Source organism: Vibrio sp. DW001 (genome assembly GCF_029016285.1).
Taxonomy (GTDB): domain Bacteria; phylum Pseudomonadota; class Gammaproteobacteria; order Enterobacterales; family Vibrionaceae; genus Vibrio.
Map to the genome: position 1 here is coordinate 2,763,284 of NZ_CP091975.1, position 12,290 is coordinate 2,775,573.

General features: G+C 43.7%; 12 protein-coding genes. All 12 read right to left on the bottom strand.

Annotation, left to right across the window (positions count from 1 at the left end):
* Positions 1 to 5 precede the first annotated feature (5 nt).
* On the bottom strand, positions 6 to 2,213 hold the full coding sequence (locus tag L3V77_RS12510) for a chemotaxis protein CheA (protein WP_275134463.1): 2,208 nt from the start codon (positions 2,211 to 2,213) through the stop codon (positions 6 to 8).
* 9 nt (positions 2,214 to 2,222) lie between these two features.
* Positions 2,223 to 2,942 carry a protein phosphatase CheZ gene (locus L3V77_RS12515; protein ID WP_275134464.1) on the bottom strand — a complete coding sequence of 240 codons (720 nt, stop codon included), beginning with the start codon at positions 2,940 to 2,942 and terminating at the stop codon, positions 2,223 to 2,225.
* Positions 2,943 to 2,993: 51 nt separating this feature from the next.
* Positions 2,994 to 3,362 (bottom strand): chemotaxis response regulator CheY, encoded by a 369-nt coding sequence (cheY, locus tag L3V77_RS12520; protein ID WP_195705097.1) that lies wholly within the window; start codon positions 3,360 to 3,362, stop codon positions 2,994 to 2,996.
* 43 nt (positions 3,363 to 3,405) lie between these two features.
* The gene (locus L3V77_RS12525; RefSeq protein WP_195703941.1) at positions 3,406 to 4,140 is read right to left on the bottom strand and encodes an RNA polymerase sigma factor FliA; all 735 of its coding nucleotides are present in this window, start codon (positions 4,138 to 4,140) and stop codon (positions 3,406 to 3,408) included.
* Positions 4,133 to 5,020, bottom strand: coding sequence for a MinD/ParA family protein (locus L3V77_RS12530; RefSeq protein WP_275134465.1), 888 nt, complete (start codon positions 5,018 to 5,020; stop codon positions 4,133 to 4,135). Before L3V77_RS12530 ends, L3V77_RS12525 begins: the two co-directional genes overlap by 8 nt.
* A gap of 13 nt (positions 5,021 to 5,033) precedes the next feature.
* Positions 5,034 to 6,524: a flagellar biosynthesis protein FlhF gene (gene flhF, locus L3V77_RS12535; RefSeq protein WP_275134466.1), complete on the bottom strand. Its 1,491-nt coding sequence runs from the start codon at positions 6,522 to 6,524 to the stop codon at positions 5,034 to 5,036.
* A 59-nt stretch (positions 6,525 to 6,583) separates the two neighbouring features.
* Complete coding sequence (gene flhA / locus L3V77_RS12540; RefSeq protein ID WP_275134467.1) at positions 6,584 to 8,677, bottom strand: flagellar biosynthesis protein FlhA; 2,094 nt, start codon at positions 8,675 to 8,677, stop codon at positions 6,584 to 6,586.
* Between the two features lie 131 nt (positions 8,678 to 8,808).
* The gene (flhB, locus tag L3V77_RS12545) at positions 8,809 to 9,939 is read right to left on the bottom strand and encodes a flagellar biosynthesis protein FlhB (protein ID WP_275134468.1); all 1,131 of its coding nucleotides are present in this window, start codon (positions 9,937 to 9,939) and stop codon (positions 8,809 to 8,811) included.
* Between the two features lie 9 nt (positions 9,940 to 9,948).
* The gene (gene fliR, locus L3V77_RS12550) at positions 9,949 to 10,731 is read right to left on the bottom strand and encodes a flagellar biosynthetic protein FliR (protein ID WP_275134469.1); all 783 of its coding nucleotides are present in this window, start codon (positions 10,729 to 10,731) and stop codon (positions 9,949 to 9,951) included.
* Between the two features lie 8 nt (positions 10,732 to 10,739).
* Positions 10,740 to 11,009: a flagellar biosynthesis protein FliQ gene (gene fliQ / locus L3V77_RS12555; protein ID WP_275134470.1), complete on the bottom strand. Its 270-nt coding sequence runs from the start codon at positions 11,007 to 11,009 to the stop codon at positions 10,740 to 10,742.
* A 12-nt stretch (positions 11,010 to 11,021) separates the two neighbouring features.
* Positions 11,022 to 11,894 carry a flagellar type III secretion system pore protein FliP gene (gene fliP, locus L3V77_RS12560; RefSeq protein ID WP_275134471.1) on the bottom strand — a complete coding sequence of 291 codons (873 nt, stop codon included), beginning with the start codon at positions 11,892 to 11,894 and terminating at the stop codon, positions 11,022 to 11,024.
* On the bottom strand, positions 11,881 to 12,273 hold the full coding sequence (gene fliO, locus L3V77_RS12565) for a flagellar biosynthetic protein FliO (RefSeq protein WP_275134472.1): 393 nt from the start codon (positions 12,271 to 12,273) through the stop codon (positions 11,881 to 11,883). Before fliO ends, fliP begins: the two co-directional genes overlap by 14 nt.
* Positions 12,274 to 12,290: the final 17 nt, after the last annotated feature.

Consider the following 12,290-nt stretch of genomic DNA (forward strand, 5'->3'; position numbering starts at 1 on the left):
CCTTCTTACATACGCGAACGCATCGCGTACTGCTTCAATAGGTTAGGTACATCCAGTATCAGTGCGATATGTCCATCACTGGTAATCGTAGCACCTGCCATGCCAGGTGTGCCTTGCAATAGCTTATCTAATGGTTTGATGACCACTTCTTCTTGACCAATCAAATTGTCCACAACGAAACCGACTCGTTGGCTGCCCAATTGAACGATAACGACATGTCCGTGACCTTCACGTTGATCAACAGAGCCCGCTTTTGGAACCAGCCAGTTTTGCAAGTAGAACAGTGGAATCGACTTCTCTCGAACGATAATCGTTAACTGACCATCGACAACGTTAGTCTTACTTAAATCTAAGTTAAATATCTCATTAACGCTAGCGAGTGGTAACGCAAATGGCTGATCACAAACACCAACCATAAGCGTTGGCAAAATAGCGAGTGTTAGTGGTACCTTGATGGTTATCTTGGTCCCCTTCCCTAATTCAGAGTCAACATCAACAGAACCATTCAAAGTATTGATAGCGGTTTTAACTACATCCATACCAACACCACGACCTGAGATATCTGAAATTTTTTCTTTTGAAGAAAAACCTGGGGCAAAAATGAGATTGAAGCACTCTTTATCGGTTAAACGAGAAGCCGCTTCGGTATCCATCAATCCACGATTAACCGCAATGTCTCGAAGCTTATTAGGGTCCATACCACCGCCATCATCAACGATAGCAAGCTCAATATGATCACCTTCTTGAGAGGCAGATAGAATAACTTTACCTGTTCTGGACTTGCCCGATTTTTCACGATCATCTGGCATTTCAATTCCGTGGTCTACGGAATTTCGAACCAAGTGAATCAGTGGATCGGCCAACGCTTCTACTAGATTCTTATCCAGATCCGTGTCTTCACCACGCATTTCAAGCACAATATCTTTGTTTAATGTTCGAGCCAAATCACGTACAACACGGGGGAATCGGCCAAATACCTTTTTAATAGGTTGCATGCGCGTTTTCATTACCGCGCCTTGAAGATCAGCAGTAACAATATCTAAATTCGCAACCGCTTTAGACATCTCTTCATCATTGCGGCTTAGCCCTAGGCTCACCAATCGGTTACGAACCAATACCAGTTCACCCACCATATTCATAATGATATCTAGCGTCGAGGTATCAACACGAACCGTTGCTTCCGCTTGCGGTTTTTGAGCTGCTGGTTTATTTACTTTCGGGGCTGATTTTTCCGCAACAACTGGTTTTACGGTCCCACTTGGCTTAGCCTGAGTTTTGGGTGCGACTGCTTTTGGTGCAACCGTAGGTTGAGCAGTAGGAGCAGGTTTCGGTTTCGCTACGGGTGCCGGTACATTTGCAGATTTCGTCGCGGCGTCTAACTCTTCAGGAGAAGGGCCTTTACCTGCACCGTGTAACTGGTCGAGGAGCTTTTCAAACTCGACGTCAGACATAACATCTTCTTCAATGGAAGAGCTGCTTATTGCTGGCGCTGTCGGTGTCGGTGCTACGCTGCTTGTTGGAGCCGTTCCCTTGCCGTGTAGCTCATCAAGGAGTTTTTCGAATTCATCATCAGTAATATCGCCAGTCTCAGGAATAGAGGTAGGCGTTATTGGTGCTTCTACCGCGGCTGGTTTGCTCGTGCTCGCACTGGGAGCGGTGCCTTTACCATGTAACTCATCAAGGAGTTTCTCAAATTCATCTTGAGATATATCATCTAGGGAGCCGTTGGAGCTACTTTCAACGAAGTTACTTTCGATAACGGGTTCTGGTACAACTTCAACGACAGGCTCTTCAACCACCTCTATTGCAACTTCGTCCGCACTAGCAGGTTTACTCAAACGATGAAGCTGAGCAATTATTGCAGGATCTGCGGGAATTAGGGCTTCGCCGTTCTGCACAGAAACAAACATTACGTTTACGGCGTCAAGCGACTGTAAAATCGTATCCATCAACTCTGCGGTGACAGAACGCTGACCGTTTCTTAATATATCAAAAACGTTCTCTGCACCGTGACACGCGTCGACAAGTTCTGTTAATGAGAGGAAACCAGCCCCACCTTTTACGGTGTGGAAGCCGCGAAAAATGGCATTTAACAGTTCTTTATCGTTAGGGTTATTTTCAAGTTCAATCAACTGCTCTGAAAGCAGTTCAAGTATCTCACCCGCTTCTACTAAAAAATCCTGTAGAATTTCTTCGTCTAATTCATAGCTCATAGTTTACCCTTAGAATCCAAGACTCGACAATAGGTCGTCGACATCGTCCTGAGATGAAACCGCATCTTCCCTTTCATGAGGATTTAATATTGGTCCTTCTGCCTTGGTAGATGCTTTCTTAGTAACGCCAGGCTCTTCGTCGATTTCTTCTACCCCAAATACGGTTAAAATATCGACTAATCCTTCTTCAACCTCACGAACAAGCGTTATAACGCGCTTTATTATTTGTCCCGTAAGATCTTGAAAATCTTGTGCCATCAAAATTTCAGTTAATTGACTGCGAAGCTCTGTGCTATCGCCCTCTATTTGACTGAGCAAATCATCAATGTGTAAGCAAAGTGATTTAAATTCCGATAGTTCAATCCGGCCTTTCATCAGTTCATTCCATGTTGGCCTGACTTCAAGCAAGCTTTCATGAAGTTTATCTGCAATCGGTAGAGAACGTTCAACGGCATCCATTGTTTTATTGGCTGCGAGTTCAGTCTTCGCAATGACATATTCGAGCCTGTCACGTGCGTCCGGTATCTCTTCAGTTACTATGACACTCATTCTTGGATCAAACTTAAACTGATCAAGTGCATCGTGAAGGCCACGGGCAAGAGAACCGACCTCATTTACAATGGGGTTTTCTCTACTTTTTAATATCGACAATACGATATCGTTAGCATCTTCTTGCTTACCAACTTCAAGTAGAGCAACGAGTTGTTGTGCTTGTTCTAATGAAATCATAGTGAAAGTCCTTTCTACGCGATTTATTATTGGTTATTTGCGTATAACGACTTATAAACGCTCAAAGATTTTATCTAGCTTCTCTTTTAGAGTAGCGGCGGTAAATGGCTTAACAATATAACCATTTACACCTGCTTGAGCAGCTTCGATAATCTGTTCTCGTTTCGCTTCTGCAGTGATCATTAGAACGGGCAAATGTTTGAGTCCCGCATCAGCTCGAATATTCTTAAGCAGATCGATACCTTGCATGCCTGGCATATTCCAATCAGTCACCACAAAGTCAAACTCACCTTTTTTCAGCATTGGTAGCGCGGTCAAACCATCATCGGCTTCTTGGGTATTATTGAAACCCAAATCACGTAAAAGGTTCTTAACTATACGGCGCATTGTTGAAAAATCATCAACAATCAGGATCTTCATGTTTTTATTCAAAATTACCTCCACTGAGGTTCAATTCAGTGTATTAGTCTTCTCGTGTCCACTCGCTTAATTTGGCGCGTAAACGTTGCATCGATTGGCTATGTATTTGACTGACGCGAGATTCGCTGACACCCAGTACTTCTCCAATTTCTTTTAGGTTTAGTTCTTCATCATAATAAAGAGAAAGAACCAATGCTTCTCTTTCGGGTAATGTTTTGATCGATTCGATCAAAGCATTACGAAAATGCTCGTCGGCAACACCTTGAAACGGCGTATTCGAGTAAGAATCTTCATGAGTAGAGATAACGTCTTCTGAAACACCTAAATCCTCTATACCTACTAAGCGCGAACAACTTATGTCTGATAGAGCGGAATGATACTGCTCTATCGTCATATTTAAGTGCTTAGCAATTTCTATATCGGCAGGGTCTCGAGAAAGTTGAGCCTCTAATTCATTTATTGCTTGGCTAATCGTTCGATTATTTCGATGGACCGAACGAGGGACCCAGTCTCCTTTGCGTACTTCATCTAGCATAGAGCCACGAATTCGTATTCCGGCGTAGGTTTCGAAACTTGCACCTTTTGAATTATCGTAGTTTTGCTGGGCTTCTAGAAGGCCAATCATTCCTGCTTGAATTAAGTCGTCAACCTGAACACTAGGTGGTAGACGTCCCATAAGGTGGTGCGCGATACGTTTGACCAAATTCGAGTACTTCTCCAAAAATGATTTTTGGCTATCTACATTTGCATATTGGTCATAGGTTAGCGCCTTATTCACTAAGTGATTCCTCTAACGGTTCTGATTTATTCAATAATCTTTCCACAAAAAACTCCAAATGCCCACTAGGTGTTTTTGGTATCGGCCATGTTAATGCTTTATTCGCTAATGAGCTTAGCGCTAAAGCAGCTGGCGAGCGCGGATACGCATCAACAACAATTCTTTGTCTCTTTACGGATTGTCGTACTTTATCATCTAAAGGAACACATGCGACGAGCTCAATGCTAACATTCAAGAAGCGTTCTGTGACCATGGTCAACTTTGCAAACAATTCTCGCCCTTCTCGATAGCTCCTGACCATATTCGCAACAATTTTAAATCTCTGTACGCCATGTTCACGGCTGAGCAATTTGATAAGAGCATAGGCATCGGTAATGGAAGTCGGTTCATCACAAACAACAACGAGGACATCTTGAGCCGCACGCGAAAAACTAACCACCATGTCGGAAATACCGGCGGCAGTATCCACTAATAATACATCGACTTCTTCTTCTAAAGAACCAAAAGCACGTATTAAACCAGCATGTTGTGCGTGGCTTAGTTCGGTCATACTTTGTGTGCCAGAGGTTGCAGGAATTATCTTAATGCCGTGTGGTCCTTCAACCATGGCATCTTTTAGCTCACATTCACCCGCCAAAACATGGCCTAAGTTACGCTTCACTCTTAGTCCAAGCATGATATCAACATTTGCCAACCCGAGGTCAGCATCTAAAACCATAACTTTCTTTCCTTGACGAGCCATACATATTGCCAAACTTAACGTGACATTTGACTTGCCGACCCCACCTTTACCGCCCGTGACCGAAATTACTTTAGTTAAACTTGGCTGAGTGAGTCTGCGCAAGCCGCTTGCTTGGTCGTGCATATTATTATCTGTCATAATCTATCGTCACTTAGAATCCATCAGTTTCACTGGTCCAGTAGTGGGGTTCATCTTCAGTTGATTTCTCAAGTAACTCGTTGGCTTTTGCAACCAGATACTTCGGTTGAGCAATCACTATGTCTTCCGGTACCCTTTGACCATTAGCCACATAAGCTACTGGTAGTGAGTTCTGGACTATAACGCTTATAAATTCGCCTAAACTTAAAGATTCATCGATCTTAGTCAGGATACATCCGGATAGAGGTATACGTTTGAAGTGATCAATGGTCTCTTGTAATACTCTTCGTTGTGCTGTCGCAGGCAGCACCAAATAGCTATTTATCACTGAACCGCTATCCTGCATTAACGTATCTAATTGTTCTGTCAATCGTACATCTCGTTGACCCATTCCGGCCGTATCAACCAATACCAATCTACGGTTACGTAATTGATAAATTGCTTCGGCCAACTCCTCGGAATCTTTAGCTATTTTTACTGGGCATCCCATAATCCTACCATAAATAGCAAGCTGTTCATGAGCACCAATTCTAAATGTGTCGGTTGTCACTAAAGCGACATTGTCTGCTCCGTATTCCATTGCGGCTCTTGCTGCCAATTTTGCTATAGTGGTCGTCTTCCCTACGCCAGTAGGACCGAGTAGCGCGACAACACCACCACGTTTGAGTATGTCTGTTTTTGTCACTACAACTTGATCAGAAACCAGAGACAGCAGCTCCTTCCATGCTTGAGCTGGTGGTGTATCTTCCGAAATATAGCAAGCCAGTTGATCCGCTAAATCAGAGGATAATCCCATTCTTTCTAGGCGTTTAATGAGCATAGCTCTCAGTGGTTCTCTTCGCTCAACTTCTTGCCACATAAGCCCAGAAACCTGATGCTCTAAAAGACGACGAATAGACATCATCTCGTCACGCATTAAATTCAGCTCTTGATTCGTTTCAACTTCTGTTCCCGACGGACCTCGACTGCGGTCATATCGAGTGGGGTCAAGCTTTGGTATCGGTCTAGGGTTTCTAGTATCATCTGAAATAAGCTTCGCCAAACCCGAATCTTGTGCCAATGAAGAGGAAATTGCGCCACGGTGAGACTGAGATGATTGCTGTGGGTTGGATTGACGCTTCAACAAAGCGGAGAGCGAATCAGCCTCTGTCGTTCTGGTACCACTCTCTTCTTCGTTATTGCTATATTGTTTAAGCATATTGGCGAAACGTTTCGTCGTCGAACCTGAATGCGTATTGGCCTGCAAGCTCACACGATCATCTTGTAGGTCTCGGCTATACTGACGCTCATCTACCTTAGCTGAACCCCCTTCATAACGTGACTGAACACGGGAAGGACTTTGAGAAGTGGTTCTTTCAACGGGCTCTCCATCGATAGCAGCAACTATCTCTACTCCACCTGCCACCTTTTTGTTAGACATGATGACAGCTTCAGACCCAAGTTCTTCTTTCACTTGAAGAAGAGCTAGTCTCATATCTTTGGCAAAAAATCGTTTTATCTTCAATGTATTCGTCCAAGGTTTATTGGCGTAGCTCGTATGTCGTTTGGTCAGGCTGTGCAGTTTTAGTTACCCACTGCTTGTACTATTCTAATCTGCTTCTCATCTGGAATTTCTTGATACGATAGCACTCTAAGATTAGGAATAGTGTTCTTAACAAACTTCGCCAATGTCGTTCTTAACACACCTGATGTAAGCAATACCGCAGGCTCACCTTTCAATTCTTGTTCTTGTGTTGCTTGACTTAGCGAGGACTGAAGCCTTTCAGCTAACCCTGGCTCAATTCCGGTGGATTCACCACCCGACGCCTGCATAGTTTGATGCAATATTTGTTCCAATTCAGGTATAAGAGTGATTACTGGCAATTCTGGCTCTATACCATTGATTTCTTGCACTATAAGTCGTTTTAGTGCGATCCGAACCGCTGCCGTTAATATGTCAGGTTCTTGACTCTTACTCGCATACTCAGACATGGTTTGAACGATAGTTCGAACATCTCTGATAGGAATGGCTTCGTTAAGTAGATTCTGAAGCACCTTCACAACAATACCTAATGGTAGCTGATCAGGTACGAACCCTTCGACCAGTTTCGGTGTGGATCGCCCAAGCATCTCAAGCAAGTTCTGAACTTCCTCATGACCTATTAATTGTGAGGCATTATTGGTTAATAATTGACTCAAATGCGTCGCCAGTACGGTTGCGGAGTCAACCACTGTGTAACCGAGCGCTTGAGCATGCTCTCGTCGATCATCTTTAATCCAAACTGCCTCCAACCCAAAGGCTGGGTCTACTGTTGGCTCACCCTCAACCATGCCATAGACTTGACCTGGATTTATCGCCAGCTCTTGATCAGGACGAATCTCGGCTTCACCGACCGCAACGCCCATCAACGTGATCCGGTAACTATTTGGGGTTAATTCAAGGTTATCGCGTATATGTACCGCGGGAACAAGGAATCCAAAGTCTTGTGAAAGCTTCTTACGGACCCCTTTAACCCTATCAAGTAATTCCCCACCTTGCTCTTTATCCACCATAGGAATGAGCCGATATCCTACCTCTAACCCAATGATATCTACAGGTTGCACATCATCCCAAGAGAGCTCTTTTAGTGCTGTACTCTCTAGATCTTTAGTCACTGGTAAATTAGGCTTCTCTGCTGCTTTTTTCTGTTTACGCTTTTGGTAATATACCGCACCACCCGCTATTGAGCTTAACAACAAAAATGAGAAATGAGGCATGCCTGGAACCACGCCCATCACACCCATAATGATAGCGGTGATGGTTAAGGCTTTTGGGTTATCAAATAGCTGGAACACCATCACTTCACCCATATCCTCATCGGTATTTTGACGAGTCACCATGATGGCAGCACCAATAGACAGCAATAATGATGGTATTTGAGCAACCAAACCATCACCAATAGTTAACAGTGTGTAGATTTTAATTGCGTCTTGGAAAGACAAATCAAATTGCAACATACCGATGAATAGACCACCGATGATGTTAATAAATAGGATTAAAATACCGGCTATTGCGTCCCCTTTAACGAATTTTGATGCTCCATCCATCGAACCGTAAAAATCGGCTTCTTTGGTCACTTCAAAACGACGAGTCCTCGCGGCCTCTTGATCAATCAAGCCCGCATTTAGATCTGCATCGATGGCCATTTGCTTACCGGGCAAAGCGTCCAAAGTAAAGCGAGCACTTACTTCTGATATACGCCCTGCACCTTTTGTCACAACCATAAAGTTAATGATCATTAAGATAAGGAATACGATGAGACCAACCGCATAGTTGCCTCCAATAACGACACTACCAAATGCTTCGATAACACTACCTGCGGCATCTCCCCCTTCATGCCCATAGAGTAAGACCACTCGGGTAGAGGCCACGTTCAATGCTAAGCGAAGTAAGGTCGCGACTAACAAAACCGTTGGGAAGGCAGCAAAATCAAGGGGTCTTCGAGTGTAAATGGTAACCAGTAAAACCACCAAAGACAGCGCGATATTGAAGGTAAAAAACAGATCGAGTAAAAATGGCGGTACTGGAAGTACGACCATTCCCAACGTAGAAAGAACGATGATCGGCGCACCAATGGCCGGAATAGCTCTCATCGGGATAGAAGGCATTCTTTCAGAAAATGGCAGGTTAAATTTCATAGATAGCAAGGCTTCAATTTTGATTGAAAGGGAAATAAATCAACATGTTGCTGTTACTATGCAATTATTAGTCCATGAGAATAAGTCAAAAAACTGACTCCATGGATAAAACCTAAGTCACGAGTGAAAATCTAATGTCGATAATCCGGTGGGATTGGCATGTTTTCACCCTTGAGTGAAGGTTTTTGTCCACCACGTTTCCTAAACTGTTTCAGTTGAAATACATAAGCTAAGACTTGGGCTACTGCAGTAAACAACCCATCGGGGATCTGCTGTTCCAATTCAGTTGAATGATAGAGCGCTCGAGCTAAAGGTGGGGCAGGAATGATGTAGATATCATGCTCACGTGCTACCTCTCTGATTTTGAGAGCCATATGATCAATCCCTTTCGCCACAACGATAGGGGCTTTATCTGTTGTCGTGTTGTACCGAAGCGCGACTGAAAAGTGCTCTGGATTGGTAACAATAACATCGGCGGTAGGTACATCAGACATCATTCGGCGCTGTGCCGCTTCTCTTTGCAGCATTCTAATACGACCTTTGACCTCCGGTTTCCCCTCCGTTTCTTTATACTCGTCTTTAATCTCCTGTTTCGTCATTTTCAATTGATTCGCGTGTTGCCAGATCTGAAAAGGAATATCAATCGCAACGACAATGAGCAACGTGCAACTTATTAACAAAACGAAGTTAAGAAGAGTCTCTAACGAATGGTAGATGTTTTGTGGATAAACATCGGTACTTAATTGAAAAAGATCGACCTTAGAAGCATTGATGAGATAGAAAGCCATGCCTGCTACTAGCGTCACTTTCAAGATGGATTTAAGCAGCTCAACCCAACTTTGTAAGCCGAACATACGCTTTATGCCACTTAATGGATTCATCTTAGACATTTTGGGCATCGCGGCTTCTACCGAGAAGTTTATCCCACCAATACCAGTTGTACCCACTACAGCGGCAACAAAAAGAGTAATCAGAATCATCAAAAGAGGAAGAATTAATTGGCCAATGGCACCAGAAGCGATATCTAATAGCTTACTAACATCGAAAATTTCATCGCGGCTTAGCGTAAAAAAACGCGACATCGCGGCCCACAAGCTCTTCGCCAATGTTTTACCAAATATCATCAAAGATATTGATCCGACAACAAGTACAGAGACAGAAGCCAGCTCTTTTGAGCGTGCAATCTGTCCCTTTTCACGCGCCTGTTGTAACCGCTTGGGCGTGGCGTCTTCGGTCCTTTCTTGTCCGTCTGAATCGGCCATTGAATTCCTTTAACAATCTAGTCGAATTATTCGACACACTTGTTGCTCACCTTCTATCCAGTAAAGCTCATAATGTCCATATAATCCAAGCATGATGTACCAACACAATAACAGCCCGACCATAAGAGCGAAGGCGAATCCCAATGAGAATATATTAAGCTGCGGTGCTGCTCTCGTCATCACCCCGAAAGAAAGATTCACAGTAAGCAATGCGATAATGCCAGATAACGACATACTCAGCGCCGTCTTGAACATCGTTCCTAACCAAAGTGAAAGCTCTCTAAAGTCGGTCGTAGTCAGCGACCCACTGCCAATTGGCAATGTTTTAAAGCTGATTACAACTAGGTTGATCATCTTAAGATGACCGTCTGTTGCTAAAAAAAACATAATGGCGAGAAACATAAAGATCTGACCAAGCACGGGGGTATTCTGCCCGTTAGCAGGGTCGACCATTGACGCGAAGCCCAAACTTGACTGCATACCTAAGATTTGTCCCAGCATGACAAATGTTTGCACGACAAATTGTGTCACCATCCCCATGGCAACACCAATGATGATCTGTTCCAACGTGGTAAGAAAACCTTCAAACGAAAAAAGCGCTATTGTATCCGTCACGGCAGGGATGGCTGGCGACACGGCTAGGGTTACCGCTAATGCGAGGTACAATCGAATTCGAGTCGACACAAAACGAGCACCGGTAACCGTCATGACCATAAACATCGCGGATATACGGCTAAAGGGCCAAAAATAGTTGGCTATCCACTCTAATATTATACCCGTAGGAAATTCCATCACGTTACCTAATACAGCACTTGTGGTAATCGTTCGACCATTTCATAAAAAAATTCAATCATGGTCTGTGTCATCCAGTGCGCACCAAACATCAGTGCGAGCAATGTAACAATCAAGCGCGGAAGGAAGCTTAAGGTCTGTTCGTTGATAGAGGTTGCCGCTTGAAAAACGGCCACAATGAGACCAATCATCAAGCTCGGAACAATTATCGCGCACACAAGCATTATGACTATCCATAATGCGCTACGAAATATCTCAACAAAAATTTCAGGCGTCATCGGTTACCCTCGCTATAACGCAAAACTGCCCGCTAGGGTAGAAAGTATCAGGTTCCATCCATCGACTAAGACAAAGAGCATCAATTTGAATGGCAATGAAACAATCATGGGTGACAACATCATCATACCCATCGCCATTAGTATCGACGCAACCACTAAGTCAATAATCAAAAATGGCAGAAATAGCATAAAGCCAATCTGGAAAGCGGTTTTGAGCTCAGAAGTGATAAACGCTGGGATAAGAACCGCCAACGAAACATCTTCCGGGTTTTCTGCTTGAGAACCTGAGATATTAACGAACGTTTCAAGGTCCTTGAGTCGAGTCTGTTTGAGCATGAAAGATCGCATTGGTTCCTGTGCAGAATCAAATGCCTGTCGTGCTGAAATTTGTTCGTTCAAATAAGGTTGAACCGCCGTTTTATTTACCTCGTCAATAACAGGGGACATAATAAAAAAGGTCAAAAAGATAGCGATGCCGACGATAACTTGATTAGAGGGTGTTTGCTGTAATCCCATCGCTTGCCGAAGGATTGACATGACCACGACAATTCGGGTAAATGAGGTCATTAAAATGACCATAGCCGGCAAGAAACCGAGCATAGTCATCAGCGCCAGTATCTGAAGATTAACTGAATAGTCTTCACTGCCGTCAGGATTCGTTGTCATAGTAAACGCTGGAATACCCGTCCCGCCAGATACACTACCAGAAGCGCTCGTACTGGACGCGCCATTACTTTGCTCAAGCGCAGTCACAAGGATGTTCTCAGCGCCCAAAGCATTCGCTGATATGGGCGTTTCAAGTTCTTCTTGAGCGATGGATATCGGCGCGTATAGAAGAAACACAAACGCTGCTATAAGAGCAGCGACAACGTTATTTTTTATCATTTTTTTTTAATAACTGGCTAAATTGATTGGCAAACTGACTTGTTTCTATTTGCTCATCATCAATGGGTTTATCCAATCGAGAAATCAAATTGATGGCTTGTGAGGTAATACCAACAAGAAACTGTTCTTCCCCAACTTTTATAACCGCAATACGTTCCCGCGTCCCTACTGAAATTTGCCTGACAACGGAAAGTCCTTTTTGATTTCCCATTGTAGGTAAACGCATTTTTTTAAGTAACCACGCCAACGCGAAAATAATCGCGATAACGACAGCAAGAGAGCCAAATGTTGTAAGCAAGTCCAGCTGTGGTGCACCAGCCGCCAGTACAGAAAAAGGTAGAAAAAATAACGTACCGACCAGCGTTCTATTTATTGTCATAATATTCGTTTCATCAC

Bases quoted from the DNA above. Each gene is read 5' to 3' on its own strand.
- L3V77_RS12510 (WP_275134463.1), bottom strand. From the start codon at position 2,213: ATGAGCTATGAATTAGACGAAGAAATTCTACAGGATTTTTTAGTAGAA.
- L3V77_RS12515 (WP_275134464.1), bottom strand. From the start codon at position 2,942: ATGATTTCATTAGAACAAGCACAACAACTCGTTGCTCTACTTGAAGTT.
- cheY (WP_195705097.1), bottom strand. From the start codon at position 3,362: ATGAAGATCCTGATTGTTGATGATTTTTCAACAATGCGCCGTATAGTT.
- L3V77_RS12530 (WP_275134465.1), bottom strand. From the start codon at position 5,020: ATGACAGATAATAATATGCACGACCAAGCAAGCGGCTTGCGCAGACTC.
- flhA (WP_275134467.1), bottom strand. From the start codon at position 8,677: ATGAAATTTAACCTGCCATTTTCTGAAAGAATGCCTTCTATCCCGATG.
- flhB (WP_275134468.1), bottom strand. From the start codon at position 9,939: ATGGCCGATTCAGACGGACAAGAAAGGACCGAAGACGCCACGCCCAAG.
- fliR (WP_275134469.1), bottom strand. From the start codon at position 10,731: ATGGAATTTCCTACGGGTATAATATTAGAGTGGATAGCCAACTATTTT.
- fliQ (WP_275134470.1), bottom strand. From the start codon at position 11,009: ATGACGCCTGAAATTTTTGTTGAGATATTTCGTAGCGCATTATGGATA.
- fliP (WP_275134471.1), bottom strand. From the start codon at position 11,894: ATGATAAAAAATAACGTTGTCGCTGCTCTTATAGCAGCGTTTGTGTTT.
- fliO (WP_275134472.1), bottom strand. From the start codon at position 12,273: ATGACAATAAATAGAACGCTGGTCGGTACGTTATTTTTTCTACCTTTT.